Source organism: Ruegeria sp. H4 (assembly GCF_056533065.1).
This window is the reverse complement of sequence record NZ_JBQFOC010000001.1, coordinates 362,099-387,092: the sequence shown is the minus strand read 5'-3', so window position 1 is coordinate 387,092 and position 24,994 is coordinate 362,099. Positions and strand designations below refer to the sequence as shown.

The 24,994-nt window shown below is 59.6% G+C and carries 23 protein-coding genes; 10 read left to right on the top strand and 13 right to left on the bottom strand.

Annotation, left to right across the window (positions count from 1 at the left end; translation table 11 throughout):
* Nucleotides 1–283: 283 nt before the first annotated feature.
* Nucleotides 284–1,471, bottom strand: coding sequence for a Zn-dependent hydrolase (locus ACR0KG_RS01880; RefSeq protein ID WP_480826328.1), 1,188 nt, complete (start codon nucleotides 1,469–1,471; stop codon nucleotides 284–286).
* A gap of 135 nt (nucleotides 1,472–1,606) precedes the next feature.
* Between ACR0KG_RS01880 and ACR0KG_RS01875 the strand changes: the two genes are divergently transcribed.
* The 4 genes from ACR0KG_RS01875 to ACR0KG_RS01860 are packed head-to-tail and all read left to right on the top strand — an operon-like array spanning nucleotide 1,607 to nucleotide 5,098.
* Nucleotides 1,607–2,257 carry a histidine phosphatase family protein gene (locus tag ACR0KG_RS01875; RefSeq protein WP_480826327.1) on the top strand — a complete coding sequence of 217 codons (651 nt, stop codon included), beginning with the start codon at nucleotides 1,607–1,609 and terminating at the stop codon, nucleotides 2,255–2,257.
* A gap of 10 nt (nucleotides 2,258–2,267) precedes the next feature.
* Nucleotides 2,268–2,882 (top strand): glutathione S-transferase family protein, encoded by a 615-nt coding sequence (locus ACR0KG_RS01870; protein ID WP_480826326.1) that lies wholly within the window; start codon nucleotides 2,268–2,270, stop codon nucleotides 2,880–2,882.
* A 14-nt stretch (nucleotides 2,883–2,896) separates the two neighbouring features.
* Nucleotides 2,897–3,952, top strand: coding sequence for a saccharopine dehydrogenase (locus tag ACR0KG_RS01865; protein ID WP_480551151.1), 1,056 nt, complete (start codon nucleotides 2,897–2,899; stop codon nucleotides 3,950–3,952).
* A 3-nt stretch (nucleotides 3,953–3,955) separates the two neighbouring features.
* Nucleotides 3,956–5,098: a saccharopine dehydrogenase family protein gene (locus ACR0KG_RS01860; protein WP_480543284.1), complete on the top strand. Its 1,143-nt coding sequence runs from the start codon at nucleotides 3,956–3,958 to the stop codon at nucleotides 5,096–5,098.
* Between the two features lie 97 nt (nucleotides 5,099–5,195).
* Here the strand turns inward: ACR0KG_RS01860 and ACR0KG_RS01855 are convergent, their stop codons facing one another.
* Together ACR0KG_RS01855 and ACR0KG_RS01850 are read right to left on the bottom strand one after the other, a co-directional pair.
* Entirely contained in the window at nucleotides 5,196–5,513 is a 318-nt protein-coding gene (locus tag ACR0KG_RS01855) for a DUF3775 domain-containing protein (RefSeq protein WP_170533669.1), read from the bottom strand.
* An 87-nt stretch (nucleotides 5,514–5,600) separates the two neighbouring features.
* Complete coding sequence (locus ACR0KG_RS01850) at nucleotides 5,601–6,371, bottom strand: DUF1365 domain-containing protein (RefSeq protein WP_480551149.1); 771 nt, start codon at nucleotides 6,369–6,371, stop codon at nucleotides 5,601–5,603.
* A gap of 149 nt (nucleotides 6,372–6,520) precedes the next feature.
* Here ACR0KG_RS01850 and ACR0KG_RS01845 point away from each other — a divergent pair, with 149 nt between their 5' ends.
* Nucleotides 6,521–7,177, top strand: coding sequence for a sigma-70 family RNA polymerase sigma factor (locus tag ACR0KG_RS01845; RefSeq protein WP_353009261.1), 657 nt, complete (start codon nucleotides 6,521–6,523; stop codon nucleotides 7,175–7,177).
* A gap of 10 nt (nucleotides 7,178–7,187) precedes the next feature.
* The gene (locus tag ACR0KG_RS01840; RefSeq protein WP_480827321.1) at nucleotides 7,188–7,838 is read left to right on the top strand and encodes a ChrR family anti-sigma-E factor; all 651 of its coding nucleotides are present in this window, start codon (nucleotides 7,188–7,190) and stop codon (nucleotides 7,836–7,838) included.
* 7 nt (nucleotides 7,839–7,845) lie between these two features.
* Here ACR0KG_RS01840 and ACR0KG_RS01835 read toward each other — a convergent pair whose 3' ends face one another.
* The 7 genes from ACR0KG_RS01835 to ACR0KG_RS01805 all read right to left on the bottom strand — a co-directional run bounded on the left by ACR0KG_RS01835 (nucleotide 7,846) and on the right by ACR0KG_RS01805 (nucleotide 16,529).
* On the bottom strand, nucleotides 7,846–9,150 hold the full coding sequence (locus tag ACR0KG_RS01835) for an adenylate/guanylate cyclase domain-containing protein (RefSeq protein WP_480826325.1): 1,305 nt from the start codon (nucleotides 9,148–9,150) through the stop codon (nucleotides 7,846–7,848).
* Between the two features lie 50 nt (nucleotides 9,151–9,200).
* Complete coding sequence (locus tag ACR0KG_RS01830; RefSeq protein WP_480826324.1) at nucleotides 9,201–10,430, bottom strand: DNA recombination protein RmuC; 1,230 nt, start codon at nucleotides 10,428–10,430, stop codon at nucleotides 9,201–9,203.
* A 57-nt stretch (nucleotides 10,431–10,487) separates the two neighbouring features.
* Nucleotides 10,488–12,344: a DNA mismatch repair endonuclease MutL gene (mutL, locus tag ACR0KG_RS01825; RefSeq protein WP_480826323.1), complete on the bottom strand. Its 1,857-nt coding sequence runs from the start codon at nucleotides 12,342–12,344 to the stop codon at nucleotides 10,488–10,490.
* Nucleotides 12,345–12,633: 289 nt separating this feature from the next.
* Entirely contained in the window at nucleotides 12,634–13,563 is a 930-nt protein-coding gene (locus ACR0KG_RS01820) for a metal ABC transporter permease (RefSeq protein ID WP_480826322.1), read from the bottom strand.
* Nucleotides 13,560–14,765 (bottom strand): metal ABC transporter permease, encoded by a 1,206-nt coding sequence (locus ACR0KG_RS01815; RefSeq protein ID WP_480826321.1) that lies wholly within the window; start codon nucleotides 14,763–14,765, stop codon nucleotides 13,560–13,562. The genes ACR0KG_RS01820 and ACR0KG_RS01815 overlap by 4 nt, the downstream gene beginning before the upstream one ends.
* 3 nt (nucleotides 14,766–14,768) lie before the next feature.
* Complete coding sequence (locus ACR0KG_RS01810; RefSeq protein WP_480826320.1) at nucleotides 14,769–15,572, bottom strand: metal ABC transporter ATP-binding protein; 804 nt, start codon at nucleotides 15,570–15,572, stop codon at nucleotides 14,769–14,771.
* A gap of 3 nt (nucleotides 15,573–15,575) precedes the next feature.
* Nucleotides 15,576–16,529: a metal ABC transporter solute-binding protein, Zn/Mn family gene (locus tag ACR0KG_RS01805; RefSeq protein WP_480826319.1), complete on the bottom strand. Its 954-nt coding sequence runs from the start codon at nucleotides 16,527–16,529 to the stop codon at nucleotides 15,576–15,578.
* A gap of 202 nt (nucleotides 16,530–16,731) precedes the next feature.
* On the opposite strand from ACR0KG_RS01805, the gene deoC reads away from it, so the two are divergent.
* The 4 genes from deoC to ACR0KG_RS01785 all read left to right on the top strand — a co-directional run bounded on the left by deoC (nucleotide 16,732) and on the right by ACR0KG_RS01785 (nucleotide 21,737).
* Nucleotides 16,732–17,730, top strand: a complete 999-nt coding sequence (deoC, locus tag ACR0KG_RS01800; protein WP_480551133.1) for a deoxyribose-phosphate aldolase — start codon at nucleotides 16,732–16,734, stop codon at nucleotides 17,728–17,730.
* Between the two features lie 10 nt (nucleotides 17,731–17,740).
* Nucleotides 17,741–20,074, top strand: a complete 2,334-nt coding sequence (locus ACR0KG_RS01795; protein ID WP_480826318.1) for an aldehyde dehydrogenase family protein — start codon at nucleotides 17,741–17,743, stop codon at nucleotides 20,072–20,074.
* A gap of 24 nt (nucleotides 20,075–20,098) precedes the next feature.
* Nucleotides 20,099–20,914: an SDR family oxidoreductase gene (locus ACR0KG_RS01790; RefSeq protein ID WP_480826317.1), complete on the top strand. Its 816-nt coding sequence runs from the start codon at nucleotides 20,099–20,101 to the stop codon at nucleotides 20,912–20,914.
* Nucleotides 20,915–21,011: 97 nt separating this feature from the next.
* A complete protein-coding gene (locus ACR0KG_RS01785; protein ID WP_480826316.1) occupies nucleotides 21,012–21,737 on the top strand; it encodes a Crp/Fnr family transcriptional regulator in 726 nt (241 codons plus the stop codon).
* Nucleotides 21,738–21,740: 3 nt separating this feature from the next.
* On the opposite strand, the gene ACR0KG_RS01780 is transcribed toward ACR0KG_RS01785, so the two are convergent.
* From ACR0KG_RS01780 to ACR0KG_RS01770, 3 genes are all read right to left on the bottom strand, one after another.
* Complete coding sequence (locus tag ACR0KG_RS01780; RefSeq protein ID WP_480826315.1) at nucleotides 21,741–23,045, bottom strand: M16 family metallopeptidase; 1,305 nt, start codon at nucleotides 23,043–23,045, stop codon at nucleotides 21,741–21,743.
* Nucleotides 23,042–24,382, bottom strand: a complete 1,341-nt coding sequence (locus tag ACR0KG_RS01775; RefSeq protein WP_480826314.1) for a M16 family metallopeptidase — start codon at nucleotides 24,380–24,382, stop codon at nucleotides 23,042–23,044. The genes ACR0KG_RS01780 and ACR0KG_RS01775 overlap by 4 nt, the downstream gene beginning before the upstream one ends.
* Before the next feature lie 79 nt (nucleotides 24,383–24,461).
* On the bottom strand, nucleotides 24,462–24,977 hold the full coding sequence (locus ACR0KG_RS01770; protein WP_170533713.1) for a DUF3035 domain-containing protein: 516 nt from the start codon (nucleotides 24,975–24,977) through the stop codon (nucleotides 24,462–24,464).
* Nucleotides 24,978–24,994: the final 17 nt, after the last annotated feature.

The window sequence follows — 24,994 nt, the reverse complement described above, 5'->3', positions numbered from 1 at the left end:
CGTCTCTAATGGTCGCAACGCATGCGCATCAGTCTGCCGCAAGCAGCAAAATTTGCAACGATTCAGCCCCGGATTCTAACTGCGGGGCTTTGCTGCGGCAAACCTGTATACGGGCGTATGCATCAATAATGTTCCTATAGGAAACTTTTTTCCGTTAGGCAACACTCGTTGCAATAGACCCTGCGCTTCACCGAAATTAATCAAAGGCGCGAACCCCGCCAAAGGGACTTACCCTGGGGTCAATACGCTGAGAACTCTGGATATTCCATGTCTTCTATTCAGATTACCCAGCCAAGGCTCTTACAGCATGTTCCAACACGCAAAGACCAGCGACTAGGTCATCCTCGGCCGTATCCTCGGCGAAATCATGGCTGATTCCATTGATCGAGGGCACAAATAGCATCGCAACTGGCATCAGGCGGGCGACATTGGTGGCGTCATGCAGCGCACCCGATGGCATTCCGCGCCAGTTGTCGGGCGAGACCTGTTGCGCACCACGCTCCAGCGCCGCGCGCAGGGTCGAGTCCATGGCCACCGGCTCCAGCCCCAGCATTGGGCCGTAACTGAGGGTCATGCCAAGCTCGTCGGCGACCTGCTGCGCGGTGGATCGAATGATCTCCTCCATGCGGATCAGCCGGTCCCCATCGCCATCGCGCCATTGCATCGAGAACCGTACACGCCCCGGCACGATGGAGGATGCATTGGGATGCAATTCGACGCGACCGATAGTCCATACGGTCTGAGGGGTCACCACGTTACGGAAGCGGTTATTTAATCGCGCGTTAAACAAAGACAAGGCCTGAAACGCATCGCGCCGCAAATGCATCGGCGTGGTACCCGCATGGTTCTGTTGCCCCTCAAACGTGATCGACATATCCCGGATTCCGACAATATCGGTGACAACGCCGATTTGCTGCCCCGCTGCGTCCAGCGCGGGGCCTTGTTCGATATGCATCTCGATGAAACCGCGGAACCGGGATGGTTCGACAAAGCCTTGTGTCAGGTCAGCCATCGCAGATCGGGCCGCGCCAAAGGGAACTCCAGAGCCGTCGGTCAGCTGATCGGCCTGTTCCAGCGGCAGCCCACCTGACCAAACCGCCGATCCAGTGGTCACGCCAAAGCGACCCTCTTCATCTTGAAAACTGACAACCGAGATCGGTTGATCGCTGGCCCGTGCAATCTCGAGCGCGGCAATCACGCCCAGCGCCCCGTCCAGCCAGCCGCCTTCTGGCTGGCTGTCGGAATGTGATCCCATCAGCAAGGAAGTGCATGGGGCAAGTCCAAACAGGTTCCCAACCGGATCAAAATGCGGCTCCAGCCCCGCTTCGGTCATACGGCCCGCCAGCCATTGCCGTGCGGCAATGTCCGCTGGGGAATAGGCCGGACGTACGACACCTTTGCCAACACCCGACACCCCGAATTCGCGCAGCTTGTGCAGATCGGTCAGAAAACGATTTGGATCGATGCTCATAGGTCCTCCAGACACATAGTCGCGGCAACCATAGCCAGAACACAAAAAGCTGTAAGGATTTTTTGCCACCAACGGGAAACCCCTCTGGCCCCGGCCCGGAACCTGCCCTAAGACATCCGCATAAGAGGGACCGACATGTCACATATTACATTGGTGCGGCACGGGCAGGCCAACACGGCGGCGCGCGACGAGGCAAACTATGACAAGCTGAGCGATTTGGGGCATCAGCAGGCCCGTTGGCTGGGTGCGCATCTGCGCGACACGCGCAGCCATTATCCCCGCGTCTATTGCGGAACGCTGACCCGGCACGCCGAAACAGCGGCGAGCATGGAGTTAACCGACCCGATCCGTGACCCGCGGTTGAATGAGATCGAGTACTTCACTCTCGCGCAATTGTTCGAGGATCAGCATGGCGTTGCCATCCCCACGGATCGCGAAGGCTTTGTCGAACACCTGCCCAAGACGTTTGCCGCCTGGGCCAATGGCGAGATCGAGAACACGCCCGAGACCTTTGGACAATTCGAAACCCGTGTCCGCGATGCGCTGCGGGACATAGGGACAGAAGGTGGGCCCGCCATCGTCGTCACCTCGGGCGGGTTGATTTCGATGGTGGTGCGGCAGGCAATGGGTCTGGATATCCCTTCGATGGCACGCGTCGCCCTTGCCATCATGAACACGTCAATGCATCGTCTGCATCCGATTGGCGCACATCTCAGCCCGGTTCTGTTTAACGCCGTCCCGCATTTGGAAACGCCCGATCGGCAATTCGCACAGACGCATCTGTAAGGAGACCCCTATGCAGCTTTACTACGCCCCTCGCACCATCTCGGTTGCCGTTGCCATCGCTCTGGAAGAGGCGGGACTGGACTATGAGGCCATCAAGCTGGATTTCGCCGGGGGCGAGCAGGCGAAACCGGCCTACAAACAGATCAACCCAAAGGGTCGGGTCCCGGCGCTGGTGGTCGACGGGGGCATTCTGACCGAGACCGGCGCGTTGCTGGAATTCATCGCCGCCAAAGCGCCTGAGGTCGGGCTGGTGCCTGCCGATCCGATGCTGGCAGCCCGGATGCGCGAGGTGATGTTCTATCTCGCCTCGACCATGCATGTGAACCATGCCCACAAGCAGCGTGGCCATCGCTGGGCGGATAAGGAAGCCAGCTGGAAGGATATGACGGCGAAGGTCGCGGAGACAATGACTGCGTCTTGTGACTACATCTCAGCCAACGGGCTGCGCGGGCCTTTTGTGCTGGGTGAAGCGGTCTCGCTGGCGGATGCGTACCTTTACGTGGTGTGCAGCTGGCTTGAGGGCGACGGGGTAGATGTTTCGGCCTTTCCCAAAATCGTCGCTTTCCGTGATGCGATGGAGGCGCGGGGGTCGGTTCAGGCCGTGCGTGCCGCCGGAATGCTCTGAGCAAAGGAAACTGCATGACACATCTGTGGGTCCGGGCAGAACAGCGCCCGAACGAGGAACGGGTCGGTCTGACCCCCGAAGGCGCCGCCGCGCTGATCGGAGCGGGTATCCGCGTGACAGTCGAAGAAAGCTCGGTCCGCGCTATTCCGATTGATGGGTACAAAGACGCAGGCTGCGAGATCGCGGTCGAGAATTCCTGGCCCGAAGCCCCATTGGATGCAATCATCTTTGGCCTCAAGGAATTGCCCGAAGATGGCTCGCCCCTGCCCCATCGCCACATCATGTTCGGCCATGCCTATAAGGGTCAGCATTCGGGGCGCGCGTTGTTGCAGCGATTCAAGGCCGGGGGCGGCACGCTTTATGATCTGGAATATCTGGTCGATGAAGATTGTCGCCGGGTGGCCGCCTTCGGATACTGGGCCGGATACGCCGGGGCGGCTGTCACCCTGAAAACTTGGGCCGCGCAACAACGCGGCGAAGAATGTCCGCCAGTCGGCGTCTATTCGAACAAAGATGCGCTGAACGCCGAACTGCTGGCGGAACTCGACGCTACGGAGACCACCCGCCCCCGCGCCATCGTCATCGGCGCTCTTGGCCGCGTGGGCACCGGGTCAGCAGACCTGTGCGAAGCGATGGGCGTCAGCGTCACCAAATGGGACATGGCTGAAACCACCAGCGGAGGGCCATTCCCGGAAATCCTCGACCATGACCTGTTCCTGAACTGTATCTTCGCGCGCCCCGGCACGCCGGTCTTTGTTCCGCGCGAGGCGCTGACCGCGCCGCGCAACCTGACCGCCATCGGCGACGTGGCCTGCGACCCGGACAGCGATTACAATCCGGTGCCCGTCTATGACCGAGCGACCACGTGGGACGCCCCCGCCCTGCGAATCGCCACCGAACCAGTGATGGACGTGATGGCCATCGACAACCTGCCCTCGATGCTGCCCGTCGAAAGCTCGCAAGATTACGCCGCGCAATTGCTACCCTCTCTGCTGACGCTGACCGATCTGGACAACGGCGTCTGGGGTCGGGCAGAAGCAACCTACAAAACTCATATCGAAGGACTCTGAGCGATGACGATTCACTGGTGTGGCACCGGCCTGTCGGCCATCCCCGGCCTGCGCCGCCTGATCGAAGGCGGTCAAAAGGTCACTGTCTGGAACCGGACCGTCGACAAAGCCCGCGCCGAAGTCGGAGACCTGACCAACGACATCCACGCCTTCGACATCAACACTCTGGGGGCAGTGCTGGAGAAAGGCGACGTGATCGTCTCGATGCTGCCGGGCGACTGGCACGTGCCGCTGGCGGAGCTGGCGATCTCGAAAGAGGCGAACTTCGTCTCCTCCTCCTACATAGCGCCCGAGATGCGCGCGCTGGACGACAAGGCACGCGACGCCGGTGTGGCGCTGGTCAATGAGGTCGGGCTGGACCCGGGCATCGACCACCTGATGGCGCATGCTTTGGTGGCCGACTACCGCGCCTCGGACGCGTTCGATGCGCAAAACCACCTCAGCTTCATCTCGTATTGCGGCGGTATCCCGAAGAACCCGAACCCGTTCCGCTACAAGTTCAGCTGGTCACCACTCGGCGTGCTGAAAGCGCTGCGCTCACCTTCAAAATCGATCCGTGAATACGCCCCACTGGACGTTGCCCGCCCATGGGACGCGATCAGCAGCTATATCGCGCCGCTGCCAACCCCCGAGAGCTTTGAGGTCTACCCAAATCGCGACTCGCTGCCCTTCATGGCCGAATACCAGTTTGAGGATCACTGGCCGGTCAAAGAGTTCGTCCGCGGCACCCTGCGCCTGAACGGCTGGACCGACGCCTGGGCCGACGTATTCACCGAGATCGAAACCCTCTCAGGCCCCGAAGGTGACGCGCGTCTGAAAGAGATGTCGGACCAGTTCTGGGCCGAAAACGCCTATGACGAAGGCGAGCCCGACCGCGTAGTGCTGTGCGTCGGCCTGAAAGCTGAGAAAGACGGCATTGAAGTCTGGCACAAAACCTATGTGATGGACGCCTGGGGCGACGAACGCGGCACCGCCATGGCCCGCTTGGTGTCGATCCCGGTGTCATTGGCCATCGAGGCCGTCCTGAACCGCGCGATACCGGCTGGCGTTCACGCAGCCCCAAACGACCCGAAACTGGTGCAGGGCTGGATGGCTGAGATCGACACCCTGGCCCAGCATTTGCAGATCGTGGATCATTTGGTCTGACAATACCTGCCGGAGCCGGCCGACCAATCCTTCTTCTGTTCAAAAATACCTCGGGGAGCCCGAGGGGCTGGCCCCTCGTTTCCAACTTTAGCAACGCCTACATCAGATCGTTTTCCACATCCTCGGCCGAAATCCCCAGCGCATCCAAGCCGTTCTCCAGATGGTCCGACAGATGCGGCGTTCCGATCAGGTAGTCAGCACATGGGGTTGAGGCCTCCGACCTTGCGGTCGCAATCGCCTCAGCCAGATCCTCGGCGAAGAAGCTCTCGCGCCCAATCCACATGATAGCGACCAGCTCGGCCTGCTCATCCTCGCTCATCCGGTCGACAAAGGCGCGTAACTCACCTTCGGCCCGCTCCAACTCACGGCCCATCATGGCGACCTGGGCGACTTTTCTTGCTGAGATTTCCAGCATGTTTCCAGCTCCTTCTGTTCGCGGTCTCAGAGCATCAAACCCGTTCCAAGGGCCCGAGTCTTTGATCTTACGCAAACAAGAGATGGCTTAGCGCCGACTGCGCGATACTGGGTGATCCGGCACGGGCGCGTGACGGAACGGGCGAAACCGGGCTTTCTTGAGCCAAAGCTTCAGCGCTTGCCAAACGATCAGGGCAAATGTCCGCCGCGCGCCGAAAGGCCGGCGCAGCAACGACCACAGGATCGTGCGATTGGTCAGTGGCTGTCGTGGCCCGGTCAAAGTGGCGATCAGCCCCCCGTCCGCACGTTCGTAGTCGATCCAGACCCCGATACGGTCAGAGCAATAGTCGAAGCGAAACGTGTAGCTGCCCTCGATCTGCTGGAACGGAGACACATGCATCAGCTTGTCCGCCACCACACGGTCAGACGGGCCAATAGGCGAAAAATCCGGCTTATGGCAGACATAGCTGTGACGGGTTCCATAGGTATTGGTGACCTCGGCAACAACCACGTACAGCTGCGCCTCAGTGTCAAAGCAAAGCCAAAAGCTGACAGGGTTGAACACATGGCCCAACACGCGGGGCTGCGTCAGCAACATGATCTGCGCGGGCTGCGGCACCTCCAATTCATCAAAGCGGGCACGCAACCAGCTTGCGCCAGCACCTTGCTTTGGCACGCCTCCGTGATCAGTACGCCGCCAGTTGAAGACATTCGCACGATCCATCGAAAACAGAAGGGGTGTTGTCAATTGCGCCTCGGGGTCGAACAGGATGTAGTCAACCGAATATCGGAACGCATTTTCAATCGCACCTTTGCGACCATGATATGTATGGCCTGCGATATGGTCGATTTTCTTCATGTCGTCGCGTATCCTGTCTGACCCGTAAACCGTTAGAATGGCGCTCTTTTCCTCAAAGAGCTGACATATCTAATACGAAATCTAGCGCGGATTGGATTATTTTGTCTCAGGAAAGTGATCCGCCTTGGGCCGCCCCGCGTAATGTGGTTATGTTTACCGAGATCAATACCGTGACCTTGGACGAACCTGCGGCTGAACAGGCCGCCCCTCAGCCTTGGCGCGCGAAGAAACGCATCAAGGGTAGACAGGTGAACGGAACGAACGGCAGTTGCGACACCAGGACTGAGTGGGTGGACCAAGTCAGGCGTATCCGGGATGCGCAGGACCAGGCGGCCTTTGCCGAGCTGTTCCAGCATTTCGCGCCGCGTATCAAGGCGTTCCTGATGAAGTCAGGGTCTGACGCCACGATGGCCGAGGAATGTGCGCAAGAGGTGATGGCGACCTTGTGGCACAAGGCCCATCTGTTCGATCCATCGCGGGCCACAGTGGCCACCTGGGTGTTCACGATTGCTCGGAACAAACGCATTGACGTCCTGCGCAAGCAGCGCCGCCCCGAACCCGAGGAACTGGGATGGGGACCCGAGGCCGAGCCTGATCAGGACGATGTCCTTGCGTTACAACAGGAAACCGCGCAGCTGCGTACCGCCCTATCGGCGTTGCCAGACGCGCAGAGACAGCTGATCGAGAAGGCGTACTTCGGAGATCTGAGCCATCGAGAGATCGCATCTCAGACCGGATTGCCGCTGGGCACGATCAAATCACGGATACGGCTGGCGCTGGACCGCTTGCGCCACGCGATGAATTGAGATGAGTAAGATGAGCAACCCGATCAAACATCACCTGACGGATGATCTGCTGATGGCTTATGCGGCGGGCACCCTGCCCGAGGCGTTTGACCTTATGGTCGCCACCCATCTGTCGCTGTGCGACCACTGTCGCGCGCGTGCTGAAAGCTTTGACGCCGTGGGCGGGCATGTGCTTGAGGATCAGTCAGACAGCATTAGCATGAGCGATGCGTCACTTGCGGCCACCATGGCTTTGATCGCCCAAGGCGCACCGACCCCCAAGCCCGCGAAACCGGGCTGCGCCGTTCTGCCGACTCCACTGCAGGACTATGTTGGCGGAACCGTGGATGACATCCAGTGGAAATCCATTGGTATGGGCGTGAAGCAAGCGATCCTGCCCACGTCCAAGGATGCCACTGCGCGGCTGCTTTTCATTCCGGCAGGCGTTGCCGTGCCGGACCACGGACATCACGGGACCGAGTTGACCATGGTGCTGCAAGGCGCTTTCTCGGATGAGGTCGATCGGTTTGCCCGTGGCGATGTCGAGATTGCGGATGAGGATCTGGAGCATACGCCTGTGGCTGACATGTCACAGGATTGCATTTGTCTGGCCGTCACCGATGCGCCATTGAAGTTCAATAAGCTGATGCCCCGGCTGTTCCAGCCTTTCCTGCGTATCTGACGTGCAGTCAGGCGCTGCAATCCGGCCGGGGTATTCCGTATACATCCAACGCACCGCTGCGCCCGCGCACCTCTACCGGGGGCAGCGATATCAGTTCGGTATCAGACACCGAGGCACTTGCGGCGTCGAGTAACGCGGCGGACATAATCAGGGTCATATCTGCTGTACGCGTCAGGCTTTCCAACCGGGCCGCAATGTTGACCGTGTCACCAAACACCGAATACTCCAGCCGCTCCTGATCACCGATCACACCAACAAAAACCTCACCCCAATGCAGGCCGATGCCCGTTTCCAGCGTGGGCAGGTCCGCGTGCCTGCGCTCGATACTCCAATCGCGCATCTCGTGCGACAACCCCAGCCCACATCGCAAACACCGTTCAGCCGCGCGTTCACCCTCAAAAACGATCATCACCGCATCCCCGATGAATTTGTCGATGATGCCATTCTCTTGCCGAACCACCTTTGAGACACGGCTGCGATAAGAAGTAATTAGCTCGGACACCTGCTCGGGCTGCAAGTTTTGCGATAAGGTCGTAAAGCCGCGCAGGTCTATGAAAATCACTCCGGCCAGCTGCCGCCGCCCCTGTTTAAGCGCTGACAAACCGCTTTCGCCCAGATCTCCGACCACTTGCGCAGGCAGGTATCGGGTCAGGTTCGCGCGGCGCTGCGCTTCGGTCACCGACTGAAACAGCAGCGCATTTACGCGATAGGCGGCAACGATGAGAACCACACCCGCAAGTGTGATCATGAACAGACGGATCAGGTTGGGTGGCGGCGAGAGGAACAGCCAGATCGGATTTGCATCTTGCCCCCTCGAAAGCCCCGCATCCTGACCGATCAGATATAACAATCCCAGAACAAGCAGCGCAACTTGCAGCGCCATGACCTTGGGGTTGCCACGCAAAACGCCAAAGGCCAGCACGACAGGCACCAGCCACACCGCTGGCAGCACAAACATCACGTCCCCTGACAGGCCAACATTGCGCATGCCCACCCAGACATTGAAAACCAAAAAAAGCGCATCTGCCGCGGAAACTGGCCAAGCCGTCCAACCGGCAAAGCGCTGTTGTCGCGCTACTGTCCATGTGACCAGGCCCAGCGCAAAATAGGCAAACATGGTGCCAAGGGCGGATACCCATTGCCGTTCCAACACGGCATGACCCGTATTCTGAACCGGTTGCACGGTGACCAGAAAGAACAGACCCAGGCCAAAGGCCACTAGCATACGCAACAGACCAACGATCTGTTCGGCATCCTGCTCAGCTTTGCCCAGCAGCTCGGCAATCTCTGACGGCGGAGTGTCTTGTGCCATATCTCTGCCAGTGCGCCCCTTGATCATACGACGCCTGTTCAGGCGCAGGATTAGCCTTCTTGGCGCGCCAGCGGAACAACGTCATGCGAGTCGTCCGGAGCTAACTCCTCAAAGTCGAAATTGTCCAGTCGGCGCGCCCTGCGCCCGGCCTTGTCAGCACTGATCTTGATCTCCGAGATATCCTTGGCCGCCTGTCCGAAATGACGATCCAGGTTGGTCACGCGATCACCCAGACGTTCAACATCCTTGTGCAGGGCACCCAGTTCCTTGCGGATCGCGCCCGCCTGTTCGCGCATGCGGGCATCTTTCAGGATCGCGCGCATAGTGTTCAGCGTCGCCATGCAGGTGGTGGGCGAAACGATCCATACCCGTTTGTTAAAGCTTTCCTGCACCAGTTCGGGGAACTTGGCGTGCAGCTCGGCATAGACGGCTTCGGACGGCAGAAACATCAGCGCGCCATCAGCCGTTTCGCCATCCAGAATATACTTCTCGGCAATGTCGTTGATGTGCTTGCGTACGGTGCTACGGAACATCTGAAGCGCCGCTTTCAACTCCATATCATTGGTCGAGCCAATAAGCGCCTCATAGGCCTCCAACGGAAACTTGCTGTCGATCACGATGGGGCCCGGCGGGTTCGGCAGATGGATCAGGCAGTCGGCGCGCCGCCCGTTCGACAGCGTTGCCTGCAACTGAAAGCTGTCTGACGGCAGCGCCTTGGAGACGATGTCATTCAACTGAATTTCACCAAACGCGCCGCGCGTCTGTTTGTTCGACAGGATATCCTGCAGCGAAAGTACATCCCCAGACAGTTTGGTGATATTGACCTGCGCCTTGTCGATGGCCGACAGACGTTCCTGCAATTGGGTCAGCGAGGTTGCCGTCTGTTTCGACGAGCCATGCAGCGATTCCTTCATCCGTTCCTGCATCTCGGCCAGCGCACGCGCCGATTTCATCGCGTTATCGGCCAGCCGATCGTTCATTTGCTGCTGGACCGAGGACAGGCGCGCCTCGACCGTCTGAATCACCTGCACCTGCGCATTGGCCTGCGTGTCCGAAACATGCTGCAATCCACCGCGCAACTGTTCCTGCCCCTGCCCCAACTGCTGCACATGCTGACCCAGATGCGCCATCTGCCGCGCCAGCGGTTCAGTCATACGTGCCGAGCGATTGGCCGCGCGCAGCGACAGGAACAACATCAGCACGATCAGCGCGACCAAACCGCCCACAGTCAGGACAACTGGGTCATTTATTGCGATCTGTATTCCTGCGATCTGGATCATGTGATTCAATTTGTTCTCGTTTTGTTTCGATCTTCTTAACGGGTCTGGAGCATCGGATCAACTGCGCCCGAACAGCCGCTCGATATCGCTCAGTTTCAATTCCACGTAAGTGGGCCGCCCGTGATTGCATTGGCCAGAATGGGGTGTTGCCTCCATCTCGCGCAGCAGGGCGTTCATCTCTTCTGCGCGCATCCGGCGACCCGAGCGGATCGAGCCGTGGCAGGCGATGCGGCTCAGGATCGCCTCGATCTTGGCCTGTACCATTTGGCTTTCGCCCTGATCTACCAGTTCGTCGAGGATATCCAGGATCATCGCACGGGCATTGACCTCACCCAAAATGGACGGAGTTTCGCGCACGGCGATGGCCCCGCCACCGAATGGCTCTAGCGTCAAGCCAAGGCGGGACAGATCATCGGAAACGGCCATCAGGCGGGCGCAATCGCCCTCGGACAGTTCTACGATCTCGGGAATCAGCAGGGCCTGCGCGGCGACGCCACTCTCGGCCATCTGAGCCTTGAGTTTCTCGTAGACCAGCCGTTCATGTGCAGCGTGCTGGTCGACAATCACCATGCCATCGGCGGTCTGGGCGATGATGTAATTCTCGTGCACCTGTCCGCGCGCCGCGCCCAAAGGCAGGTCCTGTGCCGGTGGTTCTTCGGCGACCGGTTCGATCGGGGTCGGTGCAACAATGCTGCCGCTATAGTCATTGGCCAGTTCCGCAAAACCCGGAGATTGCGTCCGGTACGCGGCCTGGCGCGCCACAGGGGTTGGCCGGTCCATCTGATAGACCCGCGCCGGGGTCGCCTGTGCCGGTTCCGGGCGCATCGCCCCAAGCGTTGCATTAGCCACGGTCGAGGATGCACGATGCCCAGCCTCGGCCAGCGCATGGCGCAGGCTGGACACGATCAGCCCGCGCGCAACGCCCGGATCCCGGAACCTCACTTCGGACTTGGCCGGATGGACGTTCACATCGACCAGCATAGGATCACAATCAATGAACAACGCCGCGGCCGAATGGCGATCCCGGCTGAGAAAATCGAAATAGGCCGCGCGCAAGGCGCCAGTCAGCATCTTGTCCCGGACCGGGCGACCATTGACGAACAGGTACTGCGCCACCGCCGCGCCACGGGAATAAGTCGGCAGGGCGGCATATCCGTACAGGCGCAGCCCTTCGCGTGTGGCATCGATACGCAGAGCGTTTTCGGCGAACTCGCGGCCAATCACGCGGGCCAGGCGGGCGTGCAGCGCGTCAAATAAATCGCCATTCTCACGGTCAGCACGAAAGGTCACGCGCCCCTCACCGCCTCCCGAGACATCGCGCAGGGAGAAGGTCACGGCCGGTTCCGCCATCGCCAGCCGCTTGACGGTATCGGTGATCGCCTGACCCTCGGCCCGATCCGTGCGCATGAATTTCAGCCGGGCGGGCGTAGCGTAGAACAGATCGCGCAGTTCAACCACCGTGCCCACGCGCAGAGCAGCGGGTTTCACCGCCTCCATCTTGCCACCAGCTACGTGGATTTGCGCAGCCTCGGCACCGGGCACTCGGCTGGTGATCGTCAAACGCCCGACAGCGCCGAGCGAGGGCAGAGCCTCGCCTCGGAACCCGAATGTTTGGATATTCAGCAGGTCCGAGCCGTCGATTTTCGAGGTCGCATGCCGCGACAAGGCCAGCGGCAAATCCTGGGCGGAGATACCGCAGCCATCATCCGTGACCCGGATCAAGGTCTTGCCACCGTCCGCGATATCTATGGCCACCCGGCTGGCGCCAGCATCAATGGCATTCTCAACCAGTTCCTTCACAGCCGACGCCGGGCGTTCCACCACCTCGCCCGCCGCGATCCGATTGATCGCTGCATCGTCGAGTTGCCGAATAACCGGGCGAATGTCGCTGATATTGGGGTTTGCTTGCGCCATACCACCACACCTAGCACATGGTACTACGATTCCGCCACCGATTTTGGCATCGGTTTCGATTTGATTTTAGACTTGGGAGAGGGGTGTCCGGGCAGTTGTGGGCGGGTACCAAATAAGGTGCCGCTTGTCCCCAACCACCCGGACGTTCTGAAGTGAGTGGTAGGTAACGAGTTCTTACCGTCACGCGTACCATGCGCATTTTCAGAAGGCTCACTAAGAGTCACATTCGAACAATCTGGGCAGAGTCCAGCCGATGACCTGCGGAAAGCACTGGCAGGAAAGCGCCAATTCACACAGTCGTGTGCGCACCAACTCTGGTTCGGCACGGGCCGAACATCGCACTCAGAGCCAGAATCACACCCGACATTGTGGCAATCATACCGGCCGCGCTAACCGCGTCTGCCGCGCCCAGCCAAAGCGGTCCGTAGCCTGCCAGCACATATCCTGACACAGCTGAGATCACGGCGAATGCAACGCTCCACGTAACTTGCGCCTCAAGCCGGTTGGTCATCATACGTGCCGCAGCGGGCGGGCAGATGAACATGGCGATTACTATGATCGAGCCGACCGCGTCAAACGCCGCCACAGCAGCAATCGCAGCCACAATCACCAGCGCCAGACCCAATGCATTGGTTCGGATCCCCAAGGTGCGGGCGAACCCCTCATCGAAGGTCGAAATTTTCAGCGGACGCCAGAACAGCCAGGTGAACAGCAGAACACCCAGCAATGTGATCGCGATCCGGGGCAGTTCGGGCGGCAAGCCCACCAGCGCTTCGACATCCCAAAGCGAGGACCAACCTGTGGCATCCAGCCAGATCAGGCTTTCCAGATTGCCATAGAGCGCGTGTTCCACGTCCAAATGCACGGTCGAGGTATCGGTCTGTTCCAGAAGCAGTACACCGCCTGCGAACATGGTGGTGAAGACAACGCCCATCGCTGCACCGGGTTCGATCTGACCCAACCGCCGGATGGCCTCGATCAGGATCACCGCGACAATCGCCGCACCTGCCGCGCCCAGCATCATGGGCCAGGTTGAGATTGCACCGGTGACCAAAAAGGCCACAACGATACCCGGCAACACGACATGGCTGATCGCATCCCCGATCAGCGCCTGTTTGCGCAACACCAGAAAGTTGCCGGGCAGCGCGCAGGCAACGGCTGCAAAGGTGCCAATCAGCAAAGGCGTCAGAGAAAGGGGAACGAATTCTTCACCACTCATGCCGGAACCTCCTGAGGGCCACCGATCTGGCGGTCGATCTCGGCGATCTGATCGCGGGTCAGCACGGTTTCGATGTCCCGTAGCCCGTCATAGAGCGCCGCCGTCGCCTCATGCGCCTGATCCGCGCGCACAACTTCCCACCGCTTCTCATCGCGCAGCGCCTTGGCGGCGCGCGCCTTTCCGGCATCGGTTGCAACCCCATCCGCACGAACCAGATCGGCGCGGCGCAACAGGCGCAGGGTCAGCGGCTCGTATATCTTTTGGTCTTGCGCCAAGGCCAGCAGCCCTTGCCGGATATGCACACGGCGTTGAAACCGCAGGTGACGCAGAACAGCGGCCAGAACACCTCGGATCGGCGCAAAGAATAGCGACAGGACAAAGAAACCAAAGCTGACCAGAACGATGATCGGTCCAGTAGGCAGGTTCGGCGCGGTGGCAGACAACGCGGCTCCGACATAGCCAGCCAATCCACCTGCCAAACCGGCAAGGATAACAACACGATCAGAGCGGTCGGACCAAAACCGCGCCGTGACGGGCGGGATGATCAGCAGGGCGACAATAAGGATCAGGCCAACGATTTTCAGCCCGACCACGGTGACGGCCATCACCAATCCCATCATCGCCAGATCAATCCGATGCACTGGCAAGCCTTGGGCCGTCGCATAATCCGGATCAAAGGCCACCAGTGTCATCGGACGACGCAGGATCATGACCAGCACCAAGGTGGCCGCGCCGCCAATGGCAATGATCATCGCATCCGCCCAAAGCATACCGGCGGTGGAGCCCAGCAGGAAACCTTCGAGCCCCGCCTGACGACCCACACCCATGGTCTGAATGACAGTCAGCAGGACGATGCCAAAGCCAAAAAACACTGACAGGACTGCGCCAATCGCAGCGTCTTCAACCAGCCGCGTGTGGCGTGTCAGCCAGTTCATGCACAGCAGCCCAATCCAGGCGGAAACCGCCGATCCCGCCAGCAGGCCCAACAGATTGCGCCCATCCCCACCGAACGCGACCAGCACCATGAAAGCAAGGCAGACACCGGGCAGGGTTGCATGGCTGATCGCATCACTGACCAGCGCGCGTTTGCGCAGAAAAAGAAAGGTGCCAGTGACACCCGCCGACACCCCCAGCAACGTCGCACCAATGGCAACGAGCGTGGCGTTATAGCCAAGCTGCAGGCTAAGCGCATCCCAAAGCATGTGTTACCCGACTGCGCGCGAAATCTGATCGATCTGCGCGGTAGCCAGACGCCCACCATATGCGGATTGCAGAGTTTCTGCGGTGAACGCCTCAGACACCGGACCTTCAGCAACCTTGCGGGTGTTGATCAGGAAGACATGGTCGAAATAGTCAGTGACGGTTGCCAGATCGTGATGCACGACGACCACGGTCTTGCCCGCCTCTTTCAGCGACTTCAGCACTGCGATGATGGCCTTTTCAGTGGCCGCATCGACCCCGGCAAAGGGTTCGTCCAACAGATACAGGTCGGCATCCTGCGCCAGAGCGCGGGCCAGAAATACCCGCTGCTGTTGTCCACCCGAAAGCTGGCCGATCTGGCGATCTGCGAAATCACGCATCCCGACCCGGTTCAGGCAATCCATCGCGCCGGCCATGTGGCGCGCACGAACCCGGCCCAACAGGCCCAGCTGCCGCGACAGACCCATCAAGACCACGTCGATCACGCGGGTCGGGAAATCCCAATCCACACTGGCACGTTGCGGCACATAGGCGATCCGGGCACGTTGATCTTCTAGCGATTTCCCGAACACGGTTACCAGACCGGACAGAGGCTTCACGATCCCAAGCGCCGCTTTCAAAAGGGTCGATTTCCCCGCGCCGTTCGGACCAATAATCGCCGTCATCGCACCCGGTTGAACGGTCATATCAACCGAGAATACCGCCGGTTTCTGACCATAAGAAACGGTCAGACCCCGCACCGCCAACGGGCTGGATTCAACGCTTTGATCTTCGATCGAAACACCCTGTGAAGCGGCCAGTTCCAGCATCGTTTAAAACCCCGCCGACAGTTTGCCGTTCAGGCCGCGCTCGGGCACGTCTGCACCCAATGCACCTGCAATCACGGTGATATTGTGATCCAGCATGCCGACATACGTGCCTTCATAGGTGCCATCGACACCCATTGCGTCAGAGAACAGCTCCCCCCCAACAGAAACCTCGTGCCCCTTGGCCGCAGCCCCTTCGATCAGTGCGCGCATGGAACGGTCAGAGACCGAGCTTTCCACGAAGACGGCGGTCAGTTGACGGTCAACCAACGTATCGACGAGCTCTCCGATCCGGTTCAAGCCGGCTTCGGATTGGGTTGAGATCCCCTGAACGCCCATGGCCTCATAACCATAGGCCGCCCCGAAATATCCAAAAGCATCATGGGCGGTCAGCAACACACGGCTTTCTTCTGGTACAGCCGTCAGAGACTGTTCTGCATAAGCTGCCAGCGCTTGCAGCTCAGCCAGATGCGCCTCGGCATTTGCCGCAAAAAGGTCTGCCGATTCAGGGCGGGCTTCGGTCAATGTGGCCTGAATCTCGGTCACAACCTCGCCCCACAAGGCTGGGCTCATCCAGATATGCGGGTCGTATTTGTCGGCATAATCGTCATGGGCACGCAGCTTGGATTTATCGATGCTTTCTGCCACAGCAACCACAGTCTGTTTGCGCGAAAGGTTTTCAAAGAAGTCCTCCATCTGCGCTTCCAGATACAGGCCATGCCACAGAACCAGATCCGCACGGGTCATGGCAACGATGTCGCTGCGGGTCTGGCGATACGCATGCGGGTCAACGCCAGGCCCCATCAGGCCCTTCACATCAACTTGATCTCCACCAACCTGACGCACCGCATCTGCGATCATGCCGGTTGTTGCGACGATTTTGAGAGGAGCCTCGGCCCAAGCGGCAAGCGGTAGCGTTGCAGCAACAGCCAATGCGGCAAGGAAATGGCGACGAATCATATTCAGACCTCGGAACTCGGGCTCAGTTGAGATTGAATATGAGAACCATTCGCAACTAAGTCAATGCTATTGAGAATTATTCGCAACAAATTCCGCATTATTTGTCCAAATGGTCAAATTATTCTGTGTCGCGCGGTTCTGATGCCTTCCATTTAGCCGCAGCCCGTGCGATTTTGGCGCAAACCTCCCAAAGGACGTGACAATGGAAACGCAGAGCTCAGACAGCCCCGTGCGCACCGCGCATCTGCCGCAAGTGACCGAACCCCGCAACCCCGGTATGGACCTTGACCTGGACTGGGTGCGCGCCGTGCAGGCAAACACCTCTGCGATCGAACGCCGAGCGGCCACCCTGCCGGGTCGGCGGTCGGTGAAGAAAGACTATCAAGCCGCATGGCTGCTGAAGGCGATCACGATGATCGACCTGACCACCCTGTCGGGCGATGACACTGTGGGACGGGTGCGTCGACTGTGCGCCAAGGCACGCCAACCGGTTGCATCCGCCACCTTACAGGCGCTGAATATGCCCGCGATCACCACAGGCGCGGTTTGTGTGTATCACGACATGATCGAAACTGCGGTTGATGCGCTCAAGGGCACTGGGATTCCAGTGGCAGCCGTTTCCACCGGCTTCCCCGCCGGCTTGTCCCCGTTTCACTTGCGTGTGGCCGAGATCGAGGAAAGCGTGAAGGCCGGCGCCGAAGAGATCGACATCGTGATCTCGCGCCGTCATGTACTGTCGGGTGACTGGCAAGCGCTGTACGACGAAATGAAGGCGTTCCGCGTGGCTTGTGGAGATGCACATGTGAAGGCGATCCTAGCGACCGGAGAACTGGGCAGCCTGCGCAACGTCGCCCGTGCTTCGCTGGTGTGCATGATGGCGGGGGCGGATTTCATCAAAACCTCAACCGGTAAGGAAAGCGTCAACGCTACCCTGCCCGTTTCTCTGGTGATGATCCGCGCGATCCGCGACTACTATGACCGCACTGGGTATCGCGTGGGATACAAGCCTGCGGGCGGGATTTCCAAGGCCAAGGACGCGTTGGTCTATCTGTCGCTGATCAAGGATGAGCTGGGCGACCGCTGGCTGGAGCCCGATCTGTTCCGCTTTGGCGCCTCATCGCTGCTGGGCGATATCGAGCGGCAGTTGGAACATTATGTGACAGGCGCGTATTCCGCCGGTTACCGTCACTCCATGGGCTGAGGACAAAACAATGACAGTCAAAGAGATTTTCGAAACCATGGATTACGGCCCAGCCCCCGAAAGCGCTGCCGAGGCACTGGCCTGGCTGGTCGATCAGGGCGACAAGTTCGGCCACTACATCGACGGGGCCTTCACCAAACCCGGCAAGGGGTTCGACAGCCGCAACCCCGCGACCGGAGAGGTTCTGGCCAAGCTAACCCAGGCGAAGCAAGCTGATGTGGACGCTGCCGTCGCCGCTGCCCGCAAGGCGCACCCCAAGTGGGAGAAACTGGGCGGCGCAGGTCGTGCACGGTACCTCTATGCTATTGCACGTCTGTTGCAGAAGCATTCTCGCCTGTTTGCCGTGCTGGAGAGCATGGACAATGGCAAGCCGATCCGCGAGTCCCGCGATATCGACATCCCCCTGGCGCAGCGACACTTCTACTACCACGCCGGTATGGCGCAGCTGATGGAAAGCGAACTGCCCGATGCTGAGGCCTTGGGCGTTTGCGGCCAGATCATCCCGTGGAACTTCCCTTTGCTGATGCTGGCGTGGAAGATCGCGCCTGCGCTGGCGATGGGCAATACAGTGGTTCTGAAGCCGGCCGAGTATACCTCGTTGACCGCGCTGCTGTTCGCCGACATCTGCTCGCAGGCTGGATTGCCGAAGGGCGTCGTTAACATCGTGACCGGAGACGGCGCGGTGGGCGAGATGATCGTGAACGCGGATGTGGACAAGGTTGCCTTTACCGGCTCGACCGTGGTTGGCCGCCGTATCCGCGAAGCAACCGCTGGATCAGGCAAGGAACTGACTTTGGAGCTGGGCGGAAAGTCCGCTTACGTCGTGTTCGACGACGCCGATATTGACTCAGCTATCGAAGGTTTGGTCGATGCGATCTGGTTCAATCAGGGTCAGGTCTGCTGTGCGGGTTCGCGCCTGTTGGTGCAGGAAGGCATCGCCGACCGCTTTCACGACAAGCTGCGCGCCCGGATGGATGGCTTGCGCATCGGTGATCCGCTGGACAAATGCATAGACGTCGGCGCTGTGGTGGACCCGGTTCAGCTGCAAACGATCAAGGGCATGGTCGATAGAAACACGGTTGGGCATGTGCATCAGGCCGCCTGTGAGTTACCGGAAAACGGCTGCTACTACCCTCCGACACTGATCTCGGGTCTCGAAACTTCGGACCCGCTGATGCAGGAGGAAATCTTCGGCCCGGTACTGGTCTCGTCCACTTTCCGCACTCCGGAAGAGGCGGTGGAACTGGCCAACAACACCCGTTACGGTCTGGCCGCGACGGTCTGGACCGAGAATGTGAACCTGGCGCTGGATATCGCGCCCAAGCTGGTCGCGGGCGTGGTCTGGGTCAACGCCACCAACCTGTTCGACGCCGCCGCAGGGTTTGGCGGCGTGCGCGAAAGCGGTTTTGGACGGGAAGGTGGCTGGGAGGGGCTGACGGCCTATACCAAACCCAAAGGCAAAGCTAAGCCGCTGGCCAAGGTCGAAGCGGCCATGGGCGAAGGGGCTCCGGTCGATCCCATCGACCGCACCGCCAAGATGTATATCGGCGGCAAACAGGCACGACCCGACAGCGGATATTCAAAACCAATCTGGGGCAAATCCGGCCTGCTGGGCCATGTGGGCTTGGCCAACCGCAAGGACGTCCGCAACGCGGTTGAGGCTGCGGCGGGGGCGAAAGGTTGGTCCAAAACTACCGGCCATCTGCGGGCGCAGATCCTTTATTATATCGGCGAGAACCTCTCGGCCCGCGCGGGTGAATTTGCCGCCCGTATCGACGCCTTGACCGCCAAAAAAGACGGCGCGAAAGAGGTCGAAGCCTCGATCCAGCGCCTATTCACCGCCGCCGCCTGGGCCGACAAATATGACGGTCAGGTGCATGGCGTTCCGATCCGGGGCGTGGCAATCGCCATGAAAGAACCCGTGGGCGTGATCAGCGCGCTCTGTGCGGATGAGGCACCACTGCTGGGTCTGGTTTCGGCCTTGGCCCCAGCGATTGCGATGGGCAACCGGGTGGTGCTGGCAGCGTCTGAACCCTACCCGCTGGCGGCGACGGATTTCTATCAGATCCTCGAAACCTCGGACGTGCCCGCCGGTGTGGTCAACATCCTGACCGGCAGCCACGCGGAACTGGCGAAACCGCTCGCCTCGCATCTGAACGTGGACGCGGTCTGGTCGTTCTCATCCACCGACCTATCGAAAGAGATCGAAGCCGCCTCAGCCGGGAACCTGAAACGGACCTGGGTCAATAACGCGACGGCAATCGATTGGAGCGTGGACCATTCCCGCCGCTTCCTGCAAGCTGCGACCGAAGTCAAAAACATCTGGGTGCCCTACGGAGAGTAGGGCTCCCGACCATGGGAGGCCCATATGGATTTTTCAGGAAAAACCGTCATCGTCATTGGCGGAACCAGCGGTATCAATCGTGGTATTGCCGAGGCCTTTGCGGCCTCGGGCGCGAAACTTGCGGTGGCCAGCCGGTCGCAGGAAAAAGTGGATGATACTGTCGCGGCCCTGAAATCCACAGGCGCTCAACAGGCCATCGGAGCAGCCTTTGATGTGCGCGATCCCGAGGCCGTTGCAGAAGGCCTGGAACAGTTCCACGAAGCCTTGGGCGAGTTCGACGTTTTGGTTTCCGGTGCGGCAGGCAACTTTCCGGCACTGGCGGCTCAGATGTCGGTCAACGCATTCAAGACAGTGATCGATATCGACCTGATGGGCACGATCCACGTGATGAAAGGGGCCTACCCCTATCTGAAACGTCCCGGTGCTAGCATCATCAACATCTCGGCCCCGCAATCCTATCTGCCTTACGAAGGCCAATCCCATGTCTGCGCCGCCAAAGCCGGGGTCGACCAGATCACGCGCACGCTGTCGATGGAGTGGGGGATCGAAGGGATCCGGGTGAACTCGGTCGTGCCTGGCTTCATTGAAGGCACCGAGGGCGCCAAACGTCTCACGCCTTCGGAAGACGCGCATGAAGAAATACGAAAGGACATCCCATTGGGCCGCTGGGGGCAGCCGCAGGATGTGGCCAATGCCTGCCTGTTCCTCAGCTCGGACCTGGCCAGTTACATCAGCGGGACAGTAATGGCTGTGGATGGCGCTCTGTATCAGCGCGGGTCGGGCAAATTCGGGCAGATGATGGGGGGTATGCTGCGCGCGCAGGCAAAGGCACGGACATAATCGTTAATAACTTGTGAAGCTGTTCATATACAGCATCCGGTTTTGAAGGCAGCCTTTGGTCCATCACATCGCAAGGGTGGGCCCGAAGATGCTAACATTGCCGACGGACGTCACAGACATTGCACAGCTGATCGTTATGATCGGCGTATTCGGTGCCGGGCTATACATTCTCAACTACTTTCTGTTGCAAATGGGGATCGTGCGCGGGTCAGGCGTTCTGTATCCCGTTCTGGTCATCGTTGCGGCAAGTTGCGTGCTAATCAGCATGGCGGAAGAATTCAATCTGGCAGGATCAATTATCCAGCTGGCTTACATCCTGATCTCGGTGCTGGGTTTGTTACGCGGATATCTCTCACATCATCTGGTGCGGTTTTCCGAACCCGAACAGCAGTTTGTTGACAACTACCTTGAAACGCTCAAACCCCATCACGCGCGCAAGCTGCTGAATACCGCAAAGCTGATCACTTACGAACCCGGCGTTACCCTGATCGAAGAAGGCATGACCAGTGACTTTCTCGCTTATGTCCTGTCAGGCCGAACCACGATTCTGAAGAACAGTCAGGTGATTAATCAATGCGGCCCAGACCAGATATTGGGAGAGTTGACCTTCGGCATCGGCCTACCCGCAACAGCCACGGTGCGCACCGATGAGCCGACGGTCTGCCTGGTCTTTGACAGCCAGCGTCTGGCCCGGGTGTTGCGGCGCAACCGCCAGATAGACGATGCGCTCAAGGCCGCGCATTTCCGGCATGCGCGCCAGAAACTGCTGAGCAGCAACAATCACACTGTCAAGGCGCGCACGATGTTGGCGGCTGCGGCCTGAGCTTTATCCGTCCAGCCCGACTGGCTTGCCCACGACAGTGAAGTGCAAACCTTCTGGGTCCAGCAGTTCACTCGCGACCCGGTTCACATCCTCCAAGGTCACCGCATTCACCTGATCGTTGCGGGTTGCAATATAGTCGATAGGCAGACCTTCCATCTGCATTCCAACCATGATCCCGGCGATCTGACCATTGCCGTCAAAGCGCAAAGGGTACGCCCCCGTCAGATAGGTCTTGGCATCATCCAGTTCTTTCTGTGTCACGCCTTCGCTGGCTGCGCGTGCCCATTCGTCGCGAATAACCTCAACCGCTTCGGCGATGCGATCATTGGAGGATGAAACCGACCCAATATAGACCGAGGCCAAATCCTTGGGCACAAGATAGGTGCCGACACCGTAAGTCAGGCCGCGCTTTTCGCGCACCTCCTGCATCAGGCGACTTTCAAACCCGCCGCCGCCAAGGATGTGATTCAAGATATAGGCCGCGAAGAAATCCGGATCGTCCCGGTCGATCCCTTTCTGGGCGAACAAGGCAACCGATTGCGGCGTGTCAAAGTCGACAACGGTGACACCGCCTTCGATCGACACTTCTGCCTTGCCCGGAATTGGCTTTGCGCTGTCAGGCAGATCAGCCAGCAATTTGTCCAGAAGCACGCCCAGTTCTTCGGCGGTGATGTCACCAACCGCACCGACATAAAGCCGGTCTTTGGCGAAGACACTGTCATACGCCTCGACCACGTCATCGCGGGTCAGGGCCGATACGCTGTCAATGGTACCTTTGCCCTCAGACCCATAGGGATGATCGCCATAGGCCATCGACGAGAAACTAAGACCCGCGATATCATTGGGGTCGTTGGCATCTGATTTGAGCCCGGACAGGATCTGCGCCTTCACCCGCTCAACCGCGTCCTCATCAAACCTGGGTTCGTGGATCGTGGTGCGCAGAAGGTCCGTGACCTCATCGCGATTCTCAGTCAGAAAGCGCGCTGAGATCGAGACGGTGTCATCGCTCGCGTTGTAACTGAATGACGCGGCCAGCGCTTCGAGTTCACGAGCATAGCTGCGAGCATCCATGTCGCCCGCGCCTTCTTCGATCAAACCGCTCATCAGATAGACCGCACCGCGTTTTTCGGGGTCATCCAGTGATGTCCCGCCACGGAAACGCAACTCCAGCGCAGTGAACGGGATCGCGTGATCCTCGACCAGCCAGGCGGTAATGCCCCCGGGTGATGTCACCTCTTTGATCTCAATCTCTGCCCATGCTGGCAATGCGACCAGAAGGGCGATCAGAGTTGTAAAAAGCCGTTTCATTGCGTCACCTCATCGTCGCGCATCAGCCAGCCGGTCACCGAGGCCTCGCGCTGCAGGACATCGCGCGCGGCGGCGATGATCTGGTCACCTGTGACCTCCTGCAGAATATCGGGCCAGGCCTGTACGTCTTCGACCGTCAGACCGCTGGCCAAGGCACGGCCATAACGGTTGCCGATCCCATCCACATTATCACGGGCATAGATCTGCGAGGCGCGGAGTTGCATCTTGATCCGGTCCAGATCCTCTTGGTTCACGCCTTCAGCGATGAAGTCTGCTACGGCCTGATCCATGGCATCTTCGGCCTCTTGCAACGTCACGCCCTGCGCTGGGACAACCAGCAGATCAAAGGTCGTGTCATCCAGCGAAACGCCGCGATAGAACGCACCTGTATAAACGGCGATCTGCTGATCGAATTGCAGTTCTTCATTCAAATACGAGGTCGTGCTGCCCCCCAGCAGCTCGGCCAGCAGGAACAAGGCGGCGGCTTTTTCCTGCGCGCCCGGGTCACGTTCGGGTGCCAGATAGGTGCGGTGCACATAGGGTTGCGCCACGCGCGGGTCCTTATAAGTCAAGCGACGCTCGGCTGTCTGCGGCGGCTCCTGTGGACGCGCGCGTTCGGGCACCTCGGGGTTTGACGGGATGACGCCATAATACCGATCGGCCAACGCGCGCACCTCTTCAGGGTCCACATCCCCGGTGACAACAAGGATGGCGTTGTTGGGTGCGTAGTGGTCCGCGTAGAAAGACAGGGCGTCGTCCATGTCCAGCGCCTCCATCTCATGCATCCAACCGATGATCGGTACGCCGTAGCCATGGTTGAGATACTGTGCCGCGCTCAGCTGTTCGCCAAACAAGGCACGTGGATTGTTTTCGGTTCTCTGGTTCCGCTCTTCCAAAATCACGCCGCGTTCAGCGGTGATGTCATTTTCTGTCAGGCGCAGATTGCGCATCCGGTCGGATTCCATCTGCATCATCAGCTCCAGCCGATCCGCAGCGACGCGCTGGAAATAGGCGGTGTAGTCGTATGAGGTGAAGGCGTTGTCATCGCCGCCATTGGCTGCGACCGTAGCCGAAAACTCCCCCTGTTTCAGGGTGTCCGTCCCTTTGAACATCAGATGTTCCAGGAAATGCGCGATACCTGATACACCCGCAGGCTCATCCGCCGACCCTGCCCGATACCAGACCATATGCTGCACGACAGGCGCACGGTGGTCTTCGACCACGACCACTTCCATTCCGTTATCAAGCGTAAATGTCGTGACCGCTTCTTGACCATCCTCGGCAAAAACCGGGGTCGCGGCAATCAGGGCGGCAGAAAGTGCCAAGGCCCGAACCATGGGGCATCCTCCGTTTCGTTATGAGCATAAACTACGGTGGCGCGCGGCAGGTTCAAGTCAGATGACAAAAAGTTAAAATTTATTCATCTGGCGGTGACGAGGGCGTTTCGAGCCCGGCACGGCGGGCAGCTTCCGTCTGCGCAAAGGGATCCAACGCCTGACGTTCATAGACCTGCTGATAGCGATCCACCGGGAACAGGCGCAGGCCGGTCCACCGGCCACGACGTTGGCGGAACTCATCGTCTTCGGCCTGAACGATCTGGCGCGTGTTCGCCGGCACACCATAGCGGCTGGACGCGGTCACCAGCGCGGAATCCGAGGCCGGGATCGCCCCGTTCGGGTTCGTCGCTGCCGGGTTACCACCCAGTGCAAGAACCGCATCTGCCTTGGGATTCGGATCTGTCAGATTACTACCACCCGGGGTTGGGGCGGGCAGAAATGCATAATCCTTGGGTTCTGTCAGAGGTTTGACCGGCAGCACCGAGAACTCATCGGGGCCATCCCCCGGAGGCGTCAGTTCGCGCAAACCAGGGTTCGAGCACGCCGCAACCGCAGCGGCAAAGATCAAAACATAGGGTGCGCGCGACAACCGCATCAGAGTCTCCAACCAGT